The sequence below is a fragment of the Amycolatopsis sp. BJA-103 genome, assembly GCF_002849735.1.
Taxonomy (GTDB): Bacteria; Actinomycetota; Actinomycetes; order Mycobacteriales; family Pseudonocardiaceae; genus Amycolatopsis.
In genome coordinates this window covers 7,549,503-7,569,557 of record NZ_CP017780.1, presented here as the reverse complement: position 1 = coordinate 7,569,557, position 20,055 = coordinate 7,549,503, and the positions used below count along the sequence as shown (strand labels likewise).

19 protein-coding genes are annotated in these 20,055 nt (G+C 68.1%); 10 read left to right on the top strand and 9 right to left on the bottom strand.

The genetic code is table 11. The features are described 5' to 3' along the window. Positions 1–3 precede the first annotated feature (3 nt). From grpE to BKN51_RS33820, 8 genes are all read left to right on the top strand, one after another. Positions 4–501, top strand: coding sequence for a nucleotide exchange factor GrpE (gene grpE / locus BKN51_RS33855; RefSeq protein WP_101611478.1), 498 nt, complete (start codon positions 4–6; stop codon positions 499–501). Then, positions 498–2,333, top strand: coding sequence for a dynamin family protein (locus BKN51_RS33850; RefSeq protein ID WP_101611477.1), 1,836 nt, complete (start codon positions 498–500; stop codon positions 2,331–2,333). Before grpE ends, BKN51_RS33850 begins: the two co-directional genes overlap by 4 nt. A gap of 90 nt (positions 2,334–2,423) precedes the next feature. After that, on the top strand, positions 2,424–3,146 hold the full coding sequence (locus BKN51_RS33845; RefSeq protein ID WP_101611476.1) for a DUF6802 family protein: 723 nt from the start codon (positions 2,424–2,426) through the stop codon (positions 3,144–3,146). 407 nt (positions 3,147–3,553) lie between these two features. Next, positions 3,554–5,377 (top strand): phosphoenolpyruvate carboxykinase (GTP), encoded by a 1,824-nt coding sequence (locus tag BKN51_RS33840; protein WP_101611475.1) that lies wholly within the window; start codon positions 3,554–3,556, stop codon positions 5,375–5,377. An 85-nt stretch (positions 5,378–5,462) separates the two neighbouring features. Beyond that, on the top strand, positions 5,463–6,335 hold the full coding sequence (locus tag BKN51_RS33835) for an LLM class F420-dependent oxidoreductase (RefSeq protein ID WP_101611474.1): 873 nt from the start codon (positions 5,463–5,465) through the stop codon (positions 6,333–6,335). Continuing rightward, positions 6,332–6,937 (top strand): ABC transporter ATP-binding protein, encoded by a 606-nt coding sequence (locus BKN51_RS33830; RefSeq protein ID WP_101613617.1) that lies wholly within the window; start codon positions 6,332–6,334, stop codon positions 6,935–6,937. The genes BKN51_RS33835 and BKN51_RS33830 overlap by 4 nt, the downstream gene beginning before the upstream one ends. Next, positions 6,931–8,178, top strand: coding sequence for a DUF6297 family protein (locus BKN51_RS33825; RefSeq protein ID WP_101611473.1), 1,248 nt, complete (start codon positions 6,931–6,933; stop codon positions 8,176–8,178). Before BKN51_RS33830 ends, BKN51_RS33825 begins: the two co-directional genes overlap by 7 nt. Before the next feature lie 76 nt (positions 8,179–8,254). Then, positions 8,255–8,830 (top strand): EndoU domain-containing protein, encoded by a 576-nt coding sequence (locus BKN51_RS33820; RefSeq protein WP_233223047.1) that lies wholly within the window; start codon positions 8,255–8,257, stop codon positions 8,828–8,830. 76 nt (positions 8,831–8,906) lie between these two features. On the opposite strand, the gene BKN51_RS33815 is transcribed toward BKN51_RS33820, so the two are convergent. Then, positions 8,907–9,185 carry a helix-turn-helix domain-containing protein gene (locus BKN51_RS33815; protein ID WP_101611471.1) on the bottom strand — a complete coding sequence of 93 codons (279 nt, stop codon included), beginning with the start codon at positions 9,183–9,185 and terminating at the stop codon, positions 8,907–8,909. A 168-nt stretch (positions 9,186–9,353) separates the two neighbouring features. Beyond that, on the bottom strand, positions 9,354–10,970 hold the full coding sequence (locus tag BKN51_RS33810) for an alpha/beta hydrolase (RefSeq protein ID WP_101611470.1): 1,617 nt from the start codon (positions 10,968–10,970) through the stop codon (positions 9,354–9,356). Between the two features lie 204 nt (positions 10,971–11,174). On the opposite strand from BKN51_RS33810, the gene BKN51_RS33805 reads away from it, so the two are divergent. Together BKN51_RS33805 and mctP are read left to right on the top strand one after the other, a co-directional pair. Beyond that, entirely contained in the window at positions 11,175–11,453 is a 279-nt protein-coding gene (locus BKN51_RS33805) for a DUF3311 domain-containing protein (protein ID WP_168214450.1), read from the top strand. Next, positions 11,450–13,093 (top strand): monocarboxylate uptake permease MctP, encoded by a 1,644-nt coding sequence (mctP, locus tag BKN51_RS33800; protein ID WP_101611468.1) that lies wholly within the window; start codon positions 11,450–11,452, stop codon positions 13,091–13,093. The genes BKN51_RS33805 and mctP overlap by 4 nt, the downstream gene beginning before the upstream one ends. A 1-nt stretch (position 13,094) precedes the next feature. Here mctP and BKN51_RS33795 read toward each other — a convergent pair whose 3' ends face one another. From BKN51_RS33795 to BKN51_RS33770, 7 genes are all read right to left on the bottom strand, one after another. Continuing rightward, positions 13,095–13,715: a hypothetical protein gene (locus BKN51_RS33795; protein WP_101611467.1), complete on the bottom strand. Its 621-nt coding sequence runs from the start codon at positions 13,713–13,715 to the stop codon at positions 13,095–13,097. A gap of 587 nt (positions 13,716–14,302) precedes the next feature. Further along, positions 14,303–15,520, bottom strand: coding sequence for an RNA polymerase sigma factor (locus BKN51_RS33790; RefSeq protein ID WP_101611466.1), 1,218 nt, complete (start codon positions 15,518–15,520; stop codon positions 14,303–14,305). A gap of 31 nt (positions 15,521–15,551) precedes the next feature. After that, on the bottom strand, positions 15,552–15,908 hold the full coding sequence (locus BKN51_RS33785; protein ID WP_101611465.1) for a YciI family protein: 357 nt from the start codon (positions 15,906–15,908) through the stop codon (positions 15,552–15,554). A gap of 87 nt (positions 15,909–15,995) precedes the next feature. Next, a complete protein-coding gene (locus BKN51_RS33780) occupies positions 15,996–16,919 on the bottom strand; it encodes a bifunctional helix-turn-helix transcriptional regulator/GNAT family N-acetyltransferase (protein WP_101611464.1) in 924 nt (307 codons plus the stop codon). A 238-nt stretch (positions 16,920–17,157) separates the two neighbouring features. Next, positions 17,158–17,307, bottom strand: a complete 150-nt coding sequence (locus tag BKN51_RS43660) for a hypothetical protein (protein WP_005155873.1) — start codon at positions 17,305–17,307, stop codon at positions 17,158–17,160. A gap of 209 nt (positions 17,308–17,516) precedes the next feature. Further along, the gene (locus BKN51_RS33775) at positions 17,517–18,755 is read right to left on the bottom strand and encodes an NAD(P)/FAD-dependent oxidoreductase (protein WP_101611463.1); all 1,239 of its coding nucleotides are present in this window, start codon (positions 18,753–18,755) and stop codon (positions 17,517–17,519) included. A 69-nt stretch (positions 18,756–18,824) separates the two neighbouring features. After that, the gene (locus BKN51_RS33770) at positions 18,825–20,015 is read right to left on the bottom strand and encodes an ATP-binding protein (RefSeq protein WP_101611462.1); all 1,191 of its coding nucleotides are present in this window, start codon (positions 20,013–20,015) and stop codon (positions 18,825–18,827) included. Between the last annotated feature and the right edge of the window lie 40 nt (positions 20,016–20,055).

The following is a 20,055-nucleotide window of genomic DNA, read 5'->3' as shown; positions in this document are numbered from 1 at the left end:
ACAGTGGGAGCCTGGCTGCGGAAGAAGGCGGTCGCCGAGGAGAATCCGGACGACGTGCCGACCGGCCAGATCGCGGCGGTGAGCATCGCGGCGATCATCGCCGAGGCGGACGGCGGGACTTCGCCGTCCGAGGGAACCGAGACCGTCGAAGCCGCGTCGAAGACCGATGTGGAGTCCACGACCACGGGTCCGGCCGACCTCGAACAGGCTCTCGCCGACAGGCAGGCGCTGATCCAGCTCTGCCTGTACGCCCTCGACCGCGCCCGCAGCGGCGGCGTCGTCGAGCGGCTCGAACACGGTCTCGCCGGTATCGGCGTCCGTGCCCTGCGCCCGGACGGCGAGCGGTTCGACCCCGCCGTGCACGAGGCGGGCGGCGCGGTCGCGACCGAGGACCCGGCACTCGAAGGGCTCGTCGCGGAGACCGAAGTCGTCGGTTTCGCCGATCACGACCGGGTCCTGCGCGTGCCGATCGTCATCGTCTACGCGAAGAAGGCCCAGTGACCGCTCCGAGTGCGGCCGCCAACCTGCCGGCGGTCGTGAAGAGCACGCGCGAGCAGCTGCTCACCGTCGTCCGCGAAGCCGATCCTCAGGCCGCGAAATGGGTCGAGGACATCCGGAAGGCGCGCCCGAAGAAGCCGTCGGTCGTGGTGGTCGGCGAGACCAATCGCGGCAAGAGCTCGCTCGTGAACGCGCTCCTCTCCATGCCGGGACTGTCCCCTGTGGACGCCGACGTCGCCACGGCGACGTACCTCGTCTTCGAACACGCCGAGCAGTGGTCCGCGCAGGCCTGCTATCCGGGCCAGCTGGCGCCGGTGCCGATCAACCTGAACGCCCTGATCCACTGGGTCTCGGCCGCGCACGAACTGCCGGAAGGCCAGATCCCGCCGCGGTACGTCGAGGTCTCCGGTCCGGTCCCGCTGCTCGAACGCGTGTCCATTGTGGACACGCCGGGCGTCGGCGGACTCGACTCGATGCACGGCGAACTGGCGAAGGAGGCGGCGGCGGGCGCCACCGCCCTGCTGTTCGTCGTCGACGCCTCCTCCCCGTTCACCGCGCAGGAACTGCACTTCCTGCAGGACATGGGCGAGCGCGTCGAGACCGTGCTTTTCGCGCTGACCAAGACCGACCAGTTCCGCGGCTGGCGCGAGGTCCTCGAAGCCGACCGGCGGCTGCTCGCCGAGCACGCTCCCCGGTTCGCCGACGCGGTGTTCCACCCGGTGTCCGCGCGCATGTTCGAGACGGCGGCCAAGGCACCGAACGAACAGATGGCCATGATGCTGCGCGAGAAGGCCGGTATCGCCGCGCTCCAGGGCGCGTTGCAGGAGATGCTGGTCGGCCGCTCGGCGATGCTGGGCGAGGCCAACACCCTTCGTGCGCTGTCGAGCGCCCTCGCCGAGCTCAAGGCGAAACTGCAGGCGGAAAGCCGCGCGCTGTCCGCCGGTGAAGCCGAGGCGGAACAGCTGCGCCAGCGCCGCGACGACCTGAGCACCGAACGCCGCTCTTCGACCCGGGGCTGGCAGCTGAAACTGCGCGCGGAGATCCAGCGGACCCGCGTCGAGGTCGGCCACGAGACCAGCAGGCAGATGCGCGACGCGTCGACCCACTTCCGGCAGCGGATCGACGGCGCCAAGCGGGACGACCTCACCGCGCTGCCCCAGCAGGTCGACATCGCGTTGCAGACGACGTCGCAGCGGATCTCGATGCTGCTCTCCCAGCGGCTCAACCAGGTCACCAACGTCGCGCTCTCGGAGCTGTTCTCGGCCGAAGAGCTCGACATCATCCGCGGCCAGTTCGCCAGGGCGGGCGGCCCGCCGGTGGTGCTGCGCCCGCCGGACAAGAAACCGCCGACGGCCGAGGACAAACTGCTCATCTTCATGGGGGTTTCCGGCGGTCTCGGCGCCGGGAAGGTCGCCGCGCTGCCGCTGGCGGGCGTCGCGATCCTGAACCCGGTGATCCTGCCCGCCACGATCATCATCGGCCTCGGCGCCGGCTGGTGGATGGCGCGGACCCGCAAGCACGCCTCGGACAAGCAGCATATGAAGCAGTGGCTGGTCGAGGCGATCGCCGACGCGCGGTCCACGTTGGACCAGCTCGTCGCGGAGCAGCTGATCGAGGCCGAACAGCAGCTCTCGATGGCGCTCGACGAAGCCCTCGGCCGCCGCATCGACGCGATCGAAGCGGAGCTGAAGGAAGTCGACAAGACGATCAAGATGGGCGCGCAGGAAAGGGCCAAGAAGATCTCGGTGGTCGCGAAGCGGCTGAAGGACGTCTCCGACGGCCGTGACCGTGCCGAGGCGCTTCTGGGCCGCATCCGGTCACTGCGCGACGCCTGACCAGGGTGTCCTGTTGTGGACCGGAACCGAACGGGCCTACGGTGAGTCATAGGCTCAGACACACCGGCAGGTCAACGAGGGGGTCATCCCATGTGGGTCGACGAGAGCGGCGGCACGGACACCGAGGCGGGCTCCACGGAGGCGGTCACGGTCCACGTTGACGGCGAGGAGTACCAGGCCGAGCTCAACTACGACCTCGACAAGGACGGCGTGAACGACGCCGCGGTCATCCAGCACGAGGACGGCACCGGCCAGGCCTTCGTCGACACCGACGGAGACGGCGACGCCGACCAGTACGCGGTGCTCGACGAAAACGGCAAGGTCGTCCAGGAAGCCGTCTACGACGAAGCTTCCGGCGCCTGGGTCGAGGCCGGTGGCGGCAGCGACGACAGCGGCAGCGACGCGGGGACGAGCGGCACCATGCACGCCGACATGCCCAGCGGCGACGTCGAGGTCGGCCCGCCGACGATCGACACCAACGGGGACGGGACCCCCGACACCGCCGTCATCCAGACCGAGGACGGCCGCACGATCGCCTTCACCGACAAGGACGGTGACGGCAAAGCCGACATCGCGGTGGAGACCGACGCTTCCGGCAACTCCAAGACCTACGAGCACACCGGACCCGGCCAGTGGACCGAGACCGGCAGCGGCGTGGTCAACGAGGACATCGGCTCGGCCTTCGTGAGCACTTCGAACGACACCGCGGGCGACCCGGCGGGCGACGCCGCGTGGGGCGGATCGGGCACGCAAACACTCGAAGGAGTGGCGAAGATCGATTCCGCCACCGGCCAGTGGATCAGCCCGAACTAAATCCTGAAATGGACTAAACCAATACGGATACCCATTCGTGAGTGGTCCAGTCCATTCTTCGGCCAAATCGATGTAATTCTGGTCACAGAACAGCCCGGTACGAGACCTCGTACCGGGTTTTCTCGTGTCCGGTTCGCCCGGTCGTTGTGCTGTCGATCACCGGAAGAATTTCTGCGTATGGCCCATTCCGGTGATACTGAATCGATTCCCTTATCGTTCTTGTGAGAGAACCGACAGGTCAGCTCTCGGTTACCTGCCGGTCATCCGGCTACTCTCGGGGAATCCCAAAACCTGCACACCGGTCTTCCCGCCGGTGTGCGAAGCCATTCGGTCGCCGGCACTGAAGCCCGCATCGGAACAGCGTCGTTCCCGATGTGGGCTTCTGCCGTCGGAAGTCAGGAGTAGAGATGACCGCAGTCGCCATCCCCGGACTGGAAAAAGCGCCGACGACGCACAGCGGCGTGCTGTCCTGGGTCCGGGAGGTCGCCGAACTGACCACTCCGGACCGCGTGGTGTGGGTCGACGGGTCCGACGAAGAGGCCGCGCGTATCAACGCCGAACTGGTCTCCGCCGGCACGTTCGTGCAGCTCGACGCGAAGCCCAACTCGTACTGGGCCGCTTCCGACCCGAATGACGTCGCCCGCGTCGAAGAGCGCACCTTCATCTGTTCGGACAACGAAGAGGACGCCGGTCCCACCAACAACTGGATGGACCCGGCCGAGATGAAGGCCACGATGACCGAGCTGTACCGCGGGTGCATGCGCGGTCGCACGATGTACGTGATCCCCTTCTGCATGGGCCCCCTCGGAGCCGAGGACCCCAAGCTCGGCATCGAGATCACCGACTTCGCCTACGTCGTCGCCTCCATGCGCGTGATGACCCGCGCCGGCAAGGCCGCGCTGGACAAGTTCGTCACCGAGGACGGCACCGAGCGTTCGTTCGTCCCGGCGCTGCACTCCGTCGGCGCCCCGCTGGAGCCGGGCCAGAAGGACGTCTCCTGGCCGTGCAACACCACCAAGTACATCTCGCACTTCCCCGAGAGCCGTGAGATCTGGAGCTACGGCTCCGGCTACGGCGGCAACTCGCTGCTGGGCAAGAAGTGCTACTCGCTGCGCATCGGCTCGGTCATCGCCCGTGACGAGGGCTGGCTGGCCGAGCACATGCTGATCCTCAAGCTGATCTCGCCGGAGAACAAGGTCCACTACGTCGCGGCGGCCTTCCCGAGCGCCTGCGGCAAGACCAACCTCGCCATGCTTCAGCCGACCATCCCCGGCTGGCGCGCCGAGACTCTCGGCGACGACATCGCGTGGATGCGGTTCGGCGAGGACGGCCGCCTGTACGCGGTGAACCCCGAGTTCGGCTTCTTCGGCGTCGCGCCGGGCACCGACTGGCACACCAACCCCAACGCGATGCGCACCATCGAAAAGGGCAACACGGTCTACACGAACGTCGCGCTCACCGACGACGGCGACGTCTGGTGGGAGGGCATGGGCGAGAAGCCCGCGCACGCCACCTCCTGGAAGAAGCAGGAGTGGACGCCGGAGTCGGAAGAGAAGGCCGCGCACCCGAACTCGCGCTACTGCACGCCGATGTCGCAGTGCCCGATCCTCGCGCCCGAGTGGGACGACCCGAAGGGCGTGCCGATCTCGGCGATCCTCTTCGGCGGTCGCCGCAAGACCACGGTCCCGCTGGTCAACGAGGCCCGCGACTGGCAGCACGGCGTGTTCATGGGCGCCACCATGTCGTCGGAGACCACCGCGGCCGCCGCCGGCGCGGTCGGCAACGTGCGCCGCGACCCGATGGCCATGCTGCCGTTCCTCGGCTACCACGCCGGTGACTACTTCAAGCACTGGCTGGACCTCGGCAAGAACGCCGACGCCGACAAGCTGCCGAAGATCTTCTACGTCAACTGGTTCCGCCGTGGCGACGACGGCCGCTTCCTGTGGCCGGGATTCGGCGAGAACTCGCGCATCCTGAAGTGGGTCATCGACCGCGTCGAGGGCAAGGGCAGCGCGAACGAGACCCCGGTCGGCTTCGTGCCGAACGCCGAGGACCTCGACACCGACGGCCTCAAGGAGCCGCTGGCCGACATCCAGGCCGCGCTGGACGTCTCCGCCGACGAGTGGCGCAAGGAACTGCCCCTGATCGAGGAGTGGTTCGAGAAGATCGGCGACAAGGTCCCCTCGTCGCTGCGTGACGAACTGGACGCGCTCAAGCAGCGTCTCGGCTGATCACCTGAACGAGTCGAAGGCCTCATCCTCACGGTCATTCCTGAGGATGAGGCCTTCGTATTTCCCCCTTGGGTAGCGTGGCCGCATGCTCAGATTCGGCGTGAACATGGTCGTCCCGGACAGCCGGGCGGCCTGGGTCGAGAAATGCCGCAAGGCGGAAGCACTCGGTTTCGACGTCGTCGGTGCCGCGGACCATCTCGGGATGGCGCCGCCCTTTCCCGCCCTCGTGCTCGCCGCCGAGGTGACCGAGCGCGTCCGGCTCAACACCTTCGTCATCAACACCGCGTTCTACAACCCGGTGCTGCTCGCCCGCGACGTCACGGGCACGGATCAGTTCACCGAAGGCAGGCTGGAACTGGGGCTCGGCGCCGGGTACCGGAAGTCCGAGTTCGAAGCGGCGGGGATGGAGTTCCCCCGCGCCGGCCGGCGCGTCGACCACCTCGAACACACGATCAAAGAGCTCAAACGGCTCTACTCCGACGATGACCACAAACCGGGAACCGTGCAGAAACCGGGCCCGCCGTTGCTGATCGCCGGCCGCGGGGACCGGGTGCTCGCCCTCGCCGCCGAACACGCCGACATCATCGGCTTCTCCGGCACGGCGGCCATTCCCGACGGTGGCGCGCTGGTGCTCGACGACGCGGCCGGAATCGACGAACGCGTACGGTTCACCCGCGAGAAACTGAACGGGCGCGAAGCCGAATTCAACGTCATTTCGCAAGTGGTCACGGTGACCGGCGATCGGCGGGCGGGGCTGGAAAGCGCTCGCGAATTCGTGAAGGGCGCGCTCACCGTCGAGCAGCTCGCCGAAGTGCCGACGGTGCTCGTCGGTACCCATGAGCAGATCGCCGAACAGATCCTCGCCCATCGCGAACGGTTCGGCTTGACCTATTTCACCGTGTTGGAGCGCAATATGGAGCCCCTCGCTCCGGTGATCGAGTTGTTGTGCGGCACATGATCGACGTACGCGGGCTCGGCGTCCAGGCCGGGGAGCACTGGTTGTTCGAAGACCTCGATTTCGAGGTCGAAGCGGGCGAATGCGCGGTGATCGCCGGTCCGAACGGGGTCGGGAAATCGACGCTGCTGAGGTGCCTTTACGGAACGCAGGCGCCGCAGCGGGGCCGGGTCGTCGTCGCGGGCGGAAAGCCCGACGAGCGCGACCTTTCCTTTCGCCGCAAGGTTTCCGTTTTGTTCGACGATTCCGATTTCTTCACCGAGCTGACCCCGCTCCAGCATCTCGAGTTACTGGAGGGCTCGTTCGGTGCCGATCTCGGCGATCACGAAGCCTTGATTTCGGACGCGGGTCTCGCCGAACGCGCGAAGGTCACCGCGGGCAAGTTCTCCGCCGGGCAGCGCCGCCGCCTGCTGCTCCTCGGCGCGACGGCGCGACCGCACGACGTCCTGCTGCTCGACGAGCCCGAGCGGGCGCTCGACGTCGCCGGGAAGGAATGGCTGACGTCGTTGATCGCGCGTTCGACCGCCGCCGGGGCCGCGGTCGTCGTGGCGACGCATCATCCCCCGCTGCTGGAAGCGGCCGACTCGACCTTGGAGCTGTGGTGACCACGAAGGCCCCCACGCACGTCCCGGGACGACAGCGATTCGGCGGACTGCTCAACGGGGATTACCAGACCTTCCTGGCACTGTTCGGTTTCGGCGCGCTCTTCACCGCGTTCCAGAACCTTCCGAAGCTGCGCCATTTCCTTTTTGGACAGTCCCTTGTGGATTTCCCGGCGGTGTTCGGACTGCTGATCGTGCTGTGCGCGATCTTCTGGCGCAGCCTGCTGCGCCGCGGTTTCGTCTGGGCCGAACCGGCGGCGTTGACGTGGATGGACTTCGCCGGCGTCGACAGGCGCCGTGTCGTCGCGAAGCGGATGTGGACGCTCTGGCTCGGGCTGGTCATGGTGGTCGGCTACACCGGGGCGCTGGTCACCGCGATCGGCGGCGGGTCGAAGGACGTGTGGATCGCGATGTCGGCGCTGACCGCCGCCGGGGCGATCCTGGCCGCCATCACTGCGCGGCGGACCGCGATCCGCGGGGAAACGCTCGCGCCGGTCGTGCTCGCGGTGGCCGGTCTGGCGGTGGCCGCCGCCGGGCTGGGCCCGATCGCGGTCGAGGTGCTGGCCGGTGCGATGTTCGTCGTCGCGGTGGCGGTGGCCTTCGGCGGCGAACCGGTGTCCGGGGTCGGGCGCCAGGACCTCGTCGACGGCTGGAACGCGCGGCTCCTGCGGGCGATGGCCGCGGTCTTCATGGACCCCATGCTGCTGATCCCGGAGTCGAAGCCGGTGCCGTGGCTGTCCTTGCGGCGTCCGACGGTGCTGCGGCTCGCGTGGGCCGGGGTACTCGGCAGGATGCGCTTCGCGGCGGCCAGTGTGGCGATCGCGTGCCTGGTCGGTGCCGCGCAGCTGGCGTTCCCGGCCGTCCCGGCGGGACCGCTGTTCGCGCTCGGCGCGTACGCCGCGCTCGTGCCGTTCGTCGGCGGGCTCGGCGAACTGTGGCGCAACCCCGGCCGCAGGCGGTGGCTCGGGGTGTCCGACTGGGAGTTACGGCTGGTCAACGGCCTGGTGATCGCTCTGCTCGGCCTCGGCTGGGGAGCGCTGCTCGGCCTGGTGACGCTGACGCTCGGGGTGACCCCGGCCTGGCCGGTGTGGCTCGCGATCCCACTCGCCGTCGTCGCCACGCTCCGGACGGCGACCCGGCCGCCGATGAACTACGACGTCAGCGGCGGGGCCGCGGGACTCCAGGCGCTGCGGGGTGTCGACGTGCTGGTCGTCGGCTCGGTTTTGCTGTCCGTGATCGCCTGAGGTCACCCGTTCCCGCGTTCGGATCATTCGAATACTCCGAACGCGGGTTACCCTCGATGCGACGAAAGGAGCACGAGTGGGCGGCGGGCACGCACCGGGCAAGGGGCGGCGGGCGACCAGCGAGTTCCCCGCGGGCTGGACCGACGAGCAGATCATCGCGGTGATCAAGGACGTCGCGAACGATCCGAGCGAACCTCGCCGCAGACAGCACAACGGCCGCTGGCGCTGCGCAGGCGAACGGTACGGCGTGCATCTGATCGTGCTGGTGGAAGACAACGGCAGCGTCAAGACGGGCTATCCGGTGGCGGGTCCCGGCGTGGTCCGCAATCCCGACGCCGCGGCCGACCCGGCGAATCCGACCGTGGCCGACCTCGCCGCCGGCCGGATCAGCTTCTTCGGCGAGAGCCTGCTCGACCAGATCGCCGACCGCGTCGCGCCGGACGTTCTCGCGTTCTATCGCACCCTGCACTGGTCGGGTGAGTGGGAAGAACTGGCCGACGTCCTCGTCGCGCACGCGGTGAACGAGAACCTGCGGCTCGGCGTGGACGAGTTCGCCACCCTGGAGAGCCTGCTGAACAGCTTCGACCTGCCGATCGACGGCTTCCTCTACCTGAACGACCGGGCGCACACGCTGGCCACCCTGCGCCCCTAACTCGCGTGATCCGGCCCCCATCACGCGAGTCCCGTGCTCAATCACGCGAGTCCCGCTTCTGATCACGCGAGATCGCCTAACTGGCTTCGGCGACCTCTGCGGCGTCTGTGTTCTCCACGGCCGCCCGCAGCGCGTCCAGCGGCAGGCCGATGGCGTCCGCGATCGCCGCCACCGTGAAGAAGGCGGGCGTCGGGATCCGGCCGGTCTCGATCTTCCGGAGCGTCTCCACCGAGATCCCGGCCTCCGCCGCGACCTCGACCATGCTCCGCGACGCCGACGCGCGCGCGTCCCGGAGCGCCAGCCCCAGCCGCTCGCCTCGTTCGCGTTCCTCGTCCGTCAACGGCACTCGCACCATGAAGCCAATACTAATACCGGTCGCGCGCCTGCCGGTCGTGAGTGGCGCCGAGTTGTCCCCACAGAGTTACCCCCAGCCTGTGGATAACTCTGTGCACAGGTCTGTGGACCGCCCAAAGGAAAGGCCCCGCCGAGCCGAAACTCGACGGGGCCACAATCCCTAGGGGCTTCAGCCGCCCGCGGGCACCGGAAGTGGGAGTCCGGGGAGGCTCTGGTCGTTCGGCACCTTGCCGTCGACGAGGAAGTCCTCCACGACCTTGTCCACACCCACATTGCCGCCGGCGTAGATGCCGTGGTCACCCTCACCGGTCACCGTGATCATCCGCGAGTTGGCGAACGCGCGGTGCGCACGGGTCGCGCCCTCGATCGGGGTCGCCGGGTCGTGCACCGACTGGACGATCAGCACCGGCGGGACGCCGCGGCCGTCGAGCTTCGGCAGGTCGACCGGCTTGTTCTTCCAGAAGATGCACGGCTGGATGAGCCAGCCGGCGCCGAGCAGCGGCAGATCGCGGTCGATCAGCTTCTGCGACTGACGGATGACGCTCTGCCGGTTACCGGTCCACGGGCCCTCGTTGCAGGGGATGGTCCAGAAGCTGGCGTTGTAGGAGTCACCGTCGGTGGGGACGAACAGCGGCTGCGGGCCGATGACGCCGTCACCGTCCACCGTCTCCGCCTTGACCTTCTGCGCGGCCGCGGCCTTCTGCTGCTGGCTCGAGGTGCCCTCGGTCAGCGTCTTCAGGTTGACCAGGTAGTCGGCCAGCGCCGGGAAGTTGCGCTTCGAGTAGAGGTACGACGCGATGGTCGAGTCGAGGGCGTTGGCCGAAACCGGGACGCCGTCCACCTCGACGGGGTTCTGCGTCAGCGCGAAGCGGACCTTCTCGTAGGTCTGGCGAGCGGCCTCGCCGTTCCTGCCGAAGTTGTAGACCTTGTTGTACTTGCCGATCCACGGCAGGAAGTCCTGACGCCAGCGGCGCTCGAAGCCGAGCGGCTGCCCGTCGAACGAGTTCTGCCAGGTCGTCGTGAACTCGGTCGACGAGTCGAGCAGGAACTTGCCGGTCCGGGTGGGGAACTGCTGGGCGTAGTGCGCGCCCATCCAGGTGCCCGCCGAGTAGCCGACCCAGTTGATCTTGTCGCGGCCGAGGAGGACGCGCAGCAGGTCGATGTCGCGGATGGTCTGGGCGGTGTTGATGAGCGGGCCCAGCTCGCCGGACTTCACCTGGCAGGAGTCCGCCGCGTACTTGGTGGCGTCCAGGATCAGGTTGAGGTTCGCCCGGCTGCGATCGCGCGGGTCCAGGTCGGATCCGGTGCCGATCGCGTTGCCGCAGGTGATGTTGGTGCTCTTGCCGGTGCCGCGCGGGTCGAGACCGATGATCTCCTGGGTCGCGCGCAGCTTCGTCTGGTTGCGCAGACGAGCCGGGAAGTTACGGCCCGGTGCGCCGGGGCCGCCCGGGTTCGTGATGACGCTGGCCGTCGCGGGGCCGCCGGTGGCGGCGAGGCGGCTGACGGCGATCGTCAGGTCGATGTTCTCGTTCGACTTGTACCAGTTGCGCGGTGCGCGGTAGGTCGCGCATTCGATGTTTTCGGCCCCCGGCGGCGGCGCGGTCGGCAGCTCGTTCGCCGTGCACTTGTGCCAGTCCAGCTTCTGGCTCGCGTACTTCGCCGGAATGTTGGTGGAGTTCAAAGGCTGCTGTTTGGCAGCCTCCGGTCCTGCGAACGCAGGAGTGAACCCGGCCAGCATGGTGCCGGCGACAGCCGGGATCACCACCGCATAGCGGAGTTTCTTCATCCGATGCCCCTTTGATCTTGCGTGCGAAGGTTCCTGTTCGCGACTTGCGGCTATTGATATCCGGCGGGGAGCGGGACGGCAACCGCCCTTCGTCGGATCGGGCGTCGCTGATCAAATCGATATCGGGCGCGCGTGACCCGGGTGGGGGAGAGGTTCTAGGGTCATCGGGTCCATCCGGGGTACGGGAATGTTAGGTGAGGTCCGATGGCGTCAGGTAAGGCAGACGGGAAGGTGAGGGGCTTTCAGTTCAGCCCGTGGAACCTCCTGCTGGTCATCCCGTTGCTGGTGCTGATCACGTCCTTGTTCAACTCGGACGGCCCTCGGCTGTTCGGGATGCCGTTCTTCTACTGGTTCCAGTTCGTGTTCGTGGCCGTCGGCGTCCTGTGCACCTGGATCGTCTTCGTGATGACCAAGGACAAGCCGACCAGTGAGCGTCCCGACCGGTTGTCCGTGGACGAGCTCGACGAGGGGGACGTCAAGTGAGCAACATCCAGTGGCCCGAGCTGATCATCTTCACGATCCTCTTCGCGGTGGTCACCGTCCTCGGCTTCGTCGCGTCGCGCTGGAAGGCGGGCAACACCCTCGACCATCTGGACGAATGGGGCCTCGGCGGCCGCAAGTTCGGGTCGTGGATCACCTGGTTCCTGCTCGGCGGTGACCTCTACACGGCGTACACCTTCGTGGCCGTTCCCGCGCTGATGTTCAGCGCCGGCGCGATGGGCATGTTCGCCCTGCCGTACACGATCATCGTCTACCCGATCGTGCTGATGCCCGCGCTGCGCATGTGGTCGGTCTCCCGGGTCCGCGGCTACGTCACGCCCGCCGACTTCGTCCGCGGCCGGTTCGGTTCGCCGACGCTGGCGCTGCTGATCGCGATCACCGGGATCATCGCGACGATGCCGTACATCGCGCTGCAGCTCGTCGGCCTCGAAGCGGTGCTGCGGACCATGGGCATCAACGGCTCCGGCGTCGTCGGTCACCTGCCGCTGCTGGTCGCCTTCGTCATCCTGGCGGTCTACACCTACCAGTCCGGCCTGCGCGCGCCCGCGCTGATCGCGTTCGTCAAGGACATCCTGATCTACCTCGTGATCATCGTGGCGATCATCTACCTGCCCTCGAAGCTCGGCGGCTGGTCGGCGATCTTCGACGCGGCCGACGCGAAGTTCGACAAGACGCCGAACCCCTCGGACGGCATCCTGCTCAACGCGAACAACCAGTTGCAGTACGCCACGCTGGCACTCGGTTCGGCGCTCGCGCTGTTCCTGTACCCGCATTCGCTCACCAGCGTGCTCGCCTCGCGCGGCCGCAGCGTGATCAAGCGGAACATGGTCGCGCTCCCGGCGTACTCGCTGGTCCTGGGCCTGCTGGCGCTGCTCGGCTACGTGGCGATCAGCGCGTCGGTCTCACCGATCACCAACAACGCCACCGGCAAACCCGACACGAACACCGTCGTCCCGGTGCTGTTCGACTCGCAGTTCTCGTCGTGGTTCGCGGGCATCGCGTTCGCCGCGATCGGCATCGGCGCGCTGGTGCCCGCGGCGATCATGTCGATCGCGGCGGCCAACCTGTGGACCCGCAACATCTACAAGGAGTACATCAAGAAGGACGCGACACCGGGCCAAGAAGCGAAGCAGGCCAAGCTCGCTTCGCTGATCGTGAAGTTCGGCGCGGTGGCGTTCATCCTGTTCATCGATCCGCAGTTCTCGATCGACCTGCAGCTCATCGGCGGGGTGCTGATCCTGCAGACGCTGCCCACGGTGGCGATCTCGCTCTACACGCGGTGGTTCCACCGCTGGGGCCTGATCGCCGGCTGGATCGTGGGCATCGGCTGGGGCCTGGTCATGCTCTACAACATCCCGAACGCGGCGACCGGCAAGGCGCACTTCGGCGGCTCTGCCTTGAAACTCGGCGACCTGTCGATCTTCGGCTGGCACCCGTTCAGCGGCTCGCCGCTGCAGATCTACGTCGGTTTCGTGGCGTTGGCGGCGAACCTGCTGATCGCGGTGATCTTCACGGTGATCGCGCGGCAGATGAAGGTCTTCAACGGCACGGACGACACCGAGCCCGAGGACTACCACGCCGACGAGCACGACAAGGATCTCCGCGAGATCGGCGTTCACTAGCTCAGGTCTGCGAAGGGGCCGCGTCCGGTTTGGGCGCGGCCTTCTTCGTAGCCGCGGTGGCCACCAGGTAGAGGACGAGGCCGTTCAGCAGGTGCCAGGCGAAGTGGGTCCCGGCGGGGAAGTTGCCGCAGACGGTGTGATCGGCCGTGCGGAACGAAAGGGACACCCCGAAGACGCCCGCGGCGACGGCGAACCTGCGGCGATCCGCCCCCTTGAGCACGATCGCGAAGACCACGAGCCCGATCAGCGCGGACAGGTACAGGCCGCCGCCGAGTGAGGCGACGATCGCGGTGAACGCGAGGAACACCGGGATGCCGAGCCAGGAGACCTTGCGGCTCGCGCCGAAGAACACGCGGGGGAACACCGCCGCGTAATACAGGACGAACACCAGGATGAAGGCGCTGTCGGCGGCCGCGGACCAGCGGGTGGCGAGCAGGTGGAAGGCCGTACTGCCGAGGAACACGAGGCCGATGAGGGTCGCGAGGACGCGGCCCTTCGGTTGCCGCCAGACGGCGATCGCGGCGACCAGGAACGCGAGGTTGCTGAGACTGTTGAGCGGCTCGCCCCACAGCCCCGGGGCGAGACGTTCGCAATACCCGTCGACATACGCGATCCAGTTCACTCCCCCAGATAACCCTGTCCGCGTGAACCACGGGTATCGGGCCCTTGCTTCGCTACTTCGCGCGGACCTGGCGCGTTGCGAATGCCACTTTCGCAACCTTGAACGTTGCGAAAGTGGCGTTCGCGTCATGCCCGCCGACAGCGCGTGCCCCCAAGGCCCCCTCGTCCCCCACTTGTCCACACCCCACCACCGTTGTGGACAACTCCTCCCCCAAACCCCGCGGATCCCGCTCCCCGTCGCCCCCTCCCGATACGCTGGTGCGGGGGTCGTCAAGGCCACCCGGCTGTCGTGACCGGTCCGGTCACGACAGACTGTGTGGATTTCCGGTCATCCAACGCACCAAAATCCACACGGTCGATGCCACCCAGGGCTGGTGTCTCACAGTCACCAAACCGCCCGCGAACACGCCACCTTTACCCTTCCGCTCACTAATGCATTTTCGCTGATCAGAGGGATGCCATCGCAGCTGACTGTCCGCTTAGGATTTAGGACGGGAGGGTGTCTGAAGCCCGTTTAGCTGCGGAAACTGCCCTTAAGTAAGTGGCATTGCCCTGGGACGGGGGCGCGGTCAAAGGGGAAAGTGCTGGTCAGGGGGTCGGATCACAGGCTGTGAGGCGTCGGGTGAGGAAGCGGCGCTGCGGGTCCGAGCAAGGTAGCGCGAGCGCCCGACGGTAGTGGGCGGCGGCGCGGGCCGGGTCGCCGGCGCGCTGCCAGAGCGCGCCGAGGACGGCGGGCAGCAGCGTGTAGTCCGGCAGGTCGGCCTCGACGGCTTCGAGTTCCGCGATCCCGGCAGCGGCACCGTCCACCATGGACAGTGCGATCGCCCGGTTCAGCCGGGCCACCGGCGAAGGCCGCAGCGCCAGTAAGTCGTCGTAGAGCCCGACGATGCGGCGCCAGTCAGGTGGCGAGGCCGTGCCGTGGCACAGCGCGATCGCCGCTTCGACGTGGTACGCCGACATCTCCGCCCCGGTGCACGCCCGCTCGAACAGCCGCGTTCCCTCGGCGATCATCGCGTGGTCCCACCGGCCGCGATCCTGCTCCTGGAGCAGCAGCAGATCACCGTCGCGGTCGACCCGCGCGGGCAGCCTGCTCGCCTGCAGCAGCATCAGCGCGACCAATGCCCGCACCCGCGGCAGGTCCGTCTTCGGCTCGGCCAGCAGCAGCCGTCCCAGCCGGATCGCCTCACCGCACAGTTCGCCGCGCACCGCGACCTCGCCGGTCGTCGCGTCATAGCCCTCGTTGAACAACAGGTAGAGCACGGCGAGCACACTGTCCACTCTGGACTCCAGTGCGTCCGGGCCGGGCAGGGTGAGCGGTTTCCCGGACTCCCTCAACCACTTCTTCGCCCGCACCAGTCGTTGCGCGACCGTCGCCGGTTTCGTCAGCAACGCCGCCGCGATCTCGTTCACCCCGAGCCCGCCGACGGTCTTCAACGTCAGCGCCACCTGCGAAACCGTCGGCAGCGCGGGATGACAGCACAGCAGCATCAGCACGAGCTCGTCGTCCGTGCGCCGGTCGGCTTCGTATTCGTCGAGCTCTGCGAGCCTCGGCAGCAGCGTTCGCAACGTCCGTTCCCGCCGGACGACGTCCATCGCCCGGTTCCGCGCGGCCCGGAACAGCCAGCCCTGCGGATTGTCCGGCACCCCGCTTCGGGGCCAGCTGCGCAACGCTTGTTCCAGCGCGTCGGCGACGGCCTCTTCGGCGAGGTCCAGCCGTTCGGGGCCGAGCGCCCTGGCCAGCGTGGCGACGATCCGCCCGGCGCTGTGCCGGAAGAGATGTTCCACCACGCCGGCCGGGCGGCTCACGACAGCCTCGGCAGGCCCACGAGCTTCGGCATCAGTCCTCGCAGCCGCGTTCGCCGACCTTGCGCACCTCGATCGGCCCGAATTCCAGATGCGGATGCGTCGAGAAGATCTTCTCCGCCTGGTCGAGGTCTTCGGCCTCGATCACCTGGTAGCCGCCGACGATCTCGGTGGCCTCGGTGTGCGGTCCGTCGGTCGCGCCGACCTCACCGCCGGAGCCGCGCAGCACCCGGCCGCTCTTCGACAGCCCGCCGCCGCCGACGAACCGGCCCTCCTTCGTGCGCTCGTCCGCCCAAGCCAGGTAGTTCTCGAGCACGCGTTGCGCTTCGCCGGGGCCGAGGTGGTCGTGCGAGTCCTTCGTGGCGCGGATGAATCCGACGTACTGGGGCATGGTGTCCTCCCTGGGGATCGATGGTCCCTAGACGAACGAGCACGCCGCAAGTCGACACCGAGACGGCCGGACTTCACGCACGCGGTGTCACAACTCCATCCGCCAGGTCTGCCCCGTCAGCTCGTAACCGAAGCCGGGGATCGTCTCCTCGCTCGCCAGCCGGAAGCCGGCCTTCTCGTAGACCGCCCTGGCCGCGTCCAGCAATGAGACCGTCCAGAGTTCCATCGCCGCGTAGCCGGACGCCCTCGCGAACTCGACGCATTCGGTGACCAGGCGTTTCCCGACCCCGCGTCCCCGCGCGGCCGGTTCGAGGAGCAGCATCCGCAGCTTCGCCGTCGTGCCGTCTTCGGCGGGCATGCAGAAGACGCTGCCGACGCGCTCCCCGTCGAGCTCGGCGATCCAGCCCGCTTGACAGGGCTCGCCGCGGTTGTCGACGTAGTCCGCGACGACGCGGGCGACCAGAGCTTCGAAGCGTTCGTCCCAGCCGTACTCACGGGAGTAGAGGGCGCCGTGGCGGTGGACCACCCAGCCGAAGTCACCCGGCCGTGGCGGGCGCAGGACCAGCGTGGGATCCGGCGCGCGTTCGCCGACCAGCGAGGTGATCGTGCCCATCGCGCCGAGCAGGCGCTCCTGCTCGTCTTCGCCGAACCGGCCGAGCAGCGAGCCGATCCGGCCCACCGAGCGTTCGTCGAGGACGGCGAAGGCCTTCTGGCCGTTCTCGGTCAGCCTGATGATCTGGCGGCGGGCGTCCTCGTCGCTGCGTTCGCGTGTGAGGAGGCCGCGTCCTTCCAGCCTGGCGAGGAGCCTGCTCGCGTACCCGGCATCGAGGTCGAGACGTTTGCGCAGGTCGGTGACCTGGGTCGGATCCTGCTGCGCGAGTTCGAAGATGACCCTGGCTTCGCTCAGGGAGTACTCGGCGTCGGCCGGTCCTTCGTCGAGGACGCCGATCACGCCGGTGTACAGGCGGTTGAAGGCCCGGACGGTCGCCACCCGGTCCGCGGATCGATTCATTTGACCACCTCAACAGATTCGTTGACGAAGTCAAACATTACTCCGCAAGGCTGCGAAGGCAAGGAATTTCCGGGGACTATCCGGACATATGGAAACCCCGTGATGCTGCCAGGTCGGGGGTCCGCCAGCATCACGGGGTCGTAGTGGGTATCGACGCTGCGTTCCGCGGCGTTACACCCCACGCACTATGTGTCGTAGGTCACTCGAATGGGCGACACCTACAACGGTTGTTGTCGGATCAGCGCATGTGCGTGTGGTGCGCCTGGGAAATAGCGATGAGTTCCTGACGAACGGTCGCGGTGGCCGCGGTGTCGATCGCCCGGTTCAGGGCCCGGCGAGTGCGAGCCTCGGCGCGACGGGCACGGAGCTTGGCGGCGATGTTGTTCATCGGTTTAAGTCATCCCCTTGAGGGTCTTGAGTCTTGGTGGCTGTGTCTCTAGTATGCACTCTTTTTCACAAGGAAGCCAACGATTATCCGGTGACTTGGCACACTCGCCGATGAATCGTCGGCAACAGGAGAGGAAATCCGGAGAGATTTGGTGTCGCCGGTCACTTCTTGATAACGCCAGGCATCTCTAGCGTCCTCGCTATACGGCCTCAGAAACCTTCATGGAGCAGGCGGCGCGCCAGCTTCGACGGCCCCCGCCTGAGAACGCCCAGGACGCCGCGCCACGGGATGATCGTCGACGTCATCGCTTCTCGCAGCGCGACACCTTCCGGATCGGCCGCTTCGGTGCCGAGGACGAGGTCGCGCACGAGCGGTCCCGCGGTCAGGGTGAGCGCGACGCCGCTGCCGGCGAATCCGACGGCGTAGACCACGCGCTCGGTGACGGCGGACCGTGCCAGATGGGGGACCTCGGCCGGAGTGACGTGCAGGGGCCCGCCCCAGCGATGGGTCGCCGGTGTCCCGGCCTCGGCGGGAAGCCGGCGCGCAAGCAGCCTGTCGACCTTCTGATGCGCCTTCGGTAGGGCGTCGGCCTCGGAGCCGGGTGTCAGCCCGCCGAGGTCGAGGCCGCCGAACAACAGTCGTCCTCGGTGTCTCCGCCAATAGGCCATCCCGAGCCCGGGTGCCGTGCTGAACAGGTCGTCGTCGACGGCCTCCGGCGCCCCGGCCCGCATGTACGTGTGGATCACCCGGCCGGCCGGCGGATCCGGCAGGGACAACCCGCCGGTGTAAGCGCCCGAACAGATCACCGCGCGGTCCGCGCGCAGGACTCCCCCGCCCCGCAGCCGGACGGTGACGCCGTCGTCCGCCGGTTCGACCGAGCCGACCGGGGTGTTCTCGACCAGCGTTCCCCCGGCGGCGGCCAGCCCGGCGGCCAATGAGCCGGCGAGCGCGGCGGGCTGGATGGTCCACGACTCGAGCGAGAACCCCGTCGCGTCCTGCTCGACCTCGATCCCGGACGCGGTGACGGCGTCCGCGACCACGTCGAGCCCGGCGGCGAGGAAGGCGGAGCCGCCGATCAGCCGCATCCGCGTCCGCGTGATCTCACCCGCCGGATGCGAGTCGCGCAGTTCCCGCATCCGGGTGTCGATGCGGTCGTGCAGGAGCCGCTGCATCTCGCGGGGGTCATGCGGGCCCGCGCTGCCGGGCACCAGCCAGGGCAGGACGCCCAGCGGGAGCACACCGCCCGCGTTCCGTCCGCTCGCGCCGAATCCGGCGTGCCGGGCTTCGAGGACGACGACCCGGCTCCCGGGACGATGTTCCAGCAGGTCTAGGGCGATCGACAGACCGGCGAACCCGGCGCCGATCACCACGACATCGGCTGAGTTCGGCGGCCGCTCGGTGGTGGGGACTCGTTCCGGCACTGCGTCACGCCAGTAGACCCTGGTCACCCAGCCAGTGTGACCGAGTAGCGCTCTCTACGGCTTTCTAGCTATCAGGCTAGAGAAGGAGAGAAAGGTCTAGTCCCGGCCGAGCAGGTAGTGACCGAAGTGCGGGACGGTGAAGGCGATGTGCCCGCGCTCGGCGGAGTACACCAGTCCCTTCTTCATCAGGCTGTCCCGCGCCGGCGACAGTGAGGACGGCTTGCGCCCCAGGTAGACGGCCACATCGGCGGTGCCGGCGGGCTCGTCCCGGCCCTGTGTCAGCTCGGCCATCGCGAGCAGGTACTCGCGTTCGGCGGGCGTCGCGCGCTCGTAGCGGGAGCCGAAGAAGCCGACAGCGAGTTCCGATTCGGCCTCCGGCGCGGCGACCTGGACGTCCTTCACGGTGATCGGATCGGCGGGCGCGGCGTCCCAGGCGGCCTTGCCGTAAGCCTGGATGAAGTACGGGTAGCCGCCGGACGCGTCGAACAGCGCGTCCAACGCCTCCGGTTCGATGCCCGCGTCCTCGCGTTCGATGGGCGCCATCACCGCGAGGTCGGCGTCTTCGCGCTCGAGCCTGTCGATGCGCGCGTAGCGGAAGAGGCGTTCGGAGTACGACTTCGACGCAGAGAGGACTGCGGGCACGTGCGGCAGTCCCGCGCCGACCACGACCAGCGGCGCCCCGGACTGCGAGAGCTCGTGGCAGGCGGCGCAGAGCGCGGAAACGTCCTCGGGCAGCAGGTCCTGGATCTCGTCGATCAGCAGTGCGACCCCGGTGCCGACGTCCGCGGCCAGTTCCGCGACCTCGGTGAACAGTTCGACCAGGTCGATCTCGATGTCGCCCGAATCGGCCCGGCCCTGCGCGGCGGGGACGTCGATGCCGGGCTGCCAACGGTCACGAAGCTTCGCGTCCGGTTTGTTGGCGCGCAGCGCGAACGCCTTGAGTACGCCGAGTACCTGCTCGACCCGGTCCGGTGCGCGATGGCGGACGGCGAGATCGCGGATCGCGCGGTGCAGCGCGGCCGAGAGCGGCCGCCGGAGTTCGGTGTCGGGGCGGGCTTCGATCTTGCCCGCGCCCCAGCCGTGCTTGATCGCCTTCGAACGCAATTCGCCCAGCAGCACGGTCTTGCCCACGCCGCGCAGGCCGGTCAGCATCAGGCTGCGCTCAGGTCTCCCGCGCGCGACCCGTTCGAGCACGACCTCGAAGGCCTGGAGCTCGCGCAGGCGACCTGCCAGTTCGGGCGGCCGTTGACCGGCGCCCGGGGCGAAGGGGTTGCGGATGGGATCCACTCTCGCACGCTATCGACGTTTCTAGCCTTGAGCCGATATT

Coding starts and splice junctions, on each gene's coding strand:
- BKN51_RS33815 (WP_101611471.1), bottom strand. CDS start 9,185: ATGGTGCGAGTGCCGTTGACGGACGAGGAACGCGAACGAGGCGAGCGG.
- BKN51_RS33845 (WP_101611476.1), top strand. CDS start 2,424: ATGTGGGTCGACGAGAGCGGCGGCACGGACACCGAGGCGGGCTCCACG.
- BKN51_RS33810 (WP_101611470.1), bottom strand. CDS start 10,970: ATGAAGAAACTCCGCTATGCGGTGGTGATCCCGGCTGTCGCCGGCACC.
- BKN51_RS33830 (WP_101613617.1), top strand. CDS start 6,332: ATGATCGACGTACGCGGGCTCGGCGTCCAGGCCGGGGAGCACTGGTTG.
- BKN51_RS33780 (WP_101611464.1), bottom strand. CDS start 16,919: ATGAATCGATCCGCGGACCGGGTGGCGACCGTCCGGGCCTTCAACCGC.
- BKN51_RS43660 (WP_005155873.1), bottom strand. CDS start 17,307: ATGAACAACATCGCCGCCAAGCTCCGTGCCCGTCGCGCCGAGGCTCGC.
- BKN51_RS33835 (WP_101611474.1), top strand. CDS start 5,463: ATGCTCAGATTCGGCGTGAACATGGTCGTCCCGGACAGCCGGGCGGCC.
- BKN51_RS33785 (WP_101611465.1), bottom strand. CDS start 15,908: ATGCCCCAGTACGTCGGATTCATCCGCGCCACGAAGGACTCGCACGAC.
- BKN51_RS33840 (WP_101611475.1), top strand. CDS start 3,554: ATGACCGCAGTCGCCATCCCCGGACTGGAAAAAGCGCCGACGACGCAC.
- BKN51_RS33805 (WP_168214450.1), top strand. CDS start 11,175: ATGGCGTCAGGTAAGGCAGACGGGAAGGTGAGGGGCTTTCAGTTCAGC.